Annotated in this window: 1 protein-coding gene; it reads right to left on the bottom strand. The window is 33.1% G+C overall.

The window, feature by feature from the left end; all coding sequences use genetic code 11:
• On the bottom strand, positions 1 to 1,478 hold a 1,478-nt coding region (locus F7018_RS18030), incomplete at both ends, for a non-ribosomal peptide synthetase (RefSeq protein ID WP_150901491.1).

Genomic DNA, 1,478 nt, shown 5'->3' with positions numbered 1-1,478 from the left:
AAACACCATTCCTTTTTCAACACCATTCATTGGATATACAGCTTCGTAGGTATCTAAAAATTTACCTTCTGACCTATAAGAATCTTCAAATTCACGTAACTCTTCTAATACTTCTCCATAAACTCTTTTACTCTCATCATCTTGTTGAGAACTTGTAATCTTTTCTACTAATTCTGCTATTGTTTGATATGAATATAAATCTGCTATTGTTAATGAAACATCTAATGATTTATTTATGCTAGAGATTAAACCTATTGCTTTTAATGAATCTCCTCCTAAACTAAAGTAGTTATCTTGAACTCCTACTCGTGGAATTTTTAAAGCCTCTTGCCAAACAAGAACCATTTGCTTTTCTTCTTCAGTTTGCGGTGCTACATAAGACTCTACTGATAATTCTTTATTCGGGGAAGGTAATTGACTAGTTGCTATTTTATTATTTGATGTCACTGGAAACTCTTCCATTTTTACAAAGTACGATGGAATCATATATTTAGGTAAATGCTCTCCTAAATGTGACCTAAGTATCGATATCTCAAGCTCTTCTTCACCTATATAATATGCACATAAATAAGGATGCCCTTCTTCGGAATCTCGTTTTATTACAACAACATCTTGAATAGATTCTTGCTGTAATAAGTGATGCTCTATTTCTTTTAATTCTATTCGGAAACCTTTTAATTGAACCTGACTATCAATTCGACCCAAATATTCTAACTCCCCATTTTCTAATAACCTACCTAAATCTCCTGATCGATAAAAACGCTCTCCTAATTGATAAGGATTAGGTAAAAACTTTGAATTTGTTAAATCTTCCTTATTTAGGTAACCTCTTGCTATTCCTGCTCCTCCTACGTAAATCTCTCCCGCTACTCCTTGAGGTACCAATTCCTGGTTCTCGTCTAAAACATAAATTGAAGTAGTTGGAATTGGCTTTCCTAAATTACTTACATTTCCTTCTATTTCCTCTAAACCTATTTCTTTGTAAGTAGCATGTACTGTTACCTCTGTTATACCATACATGTTTACTAACTTTACATGAGGATACTGTTCATTCCATGATTTTAACTTGTATGGTACTAATGCCTCTCCACCAAAAATAACATAACGTAAATCTCTTAATTCAAGCTCTTTACGCTCACATTCTTCTATTAAATTATTAAATGCTGTAGGGGTTTGATTTAATACTGTTACTTTATGATTATGAAGTACTTGTATATATCGAGAGGGATCTCGGGCTACCAAAGATGAAATTATTACTACCTTACCGCCAAACAATAAGGCTCCATACATTTCCCAAACACTAAAATCAAAACAATGACTGTGAAACATTGTCCATACATCATCTGGACCAAAATTAAACTGGAAAGCTTCGTTATAAAATAATCGAACTATATTTCCATGCTCAACCATTACTCCTTTTGGGTTACCTGTTGTTCCTGAAGTATAAATGATGTAACACATATCTCCAGGATGATTCA

This window comes from Tenacibaculum aiptasiae (assembly GCF_008806755.1).
GTDB lineage: Bacteria > Bacteroidota > Bacteroidia > Flavobacteriales > Flavobacteriaceae > Polaribacter > Polaribacter aiptasiae.
This window is presented reverse-complemented; position numbering and strand designations above follow the sequence as displayed.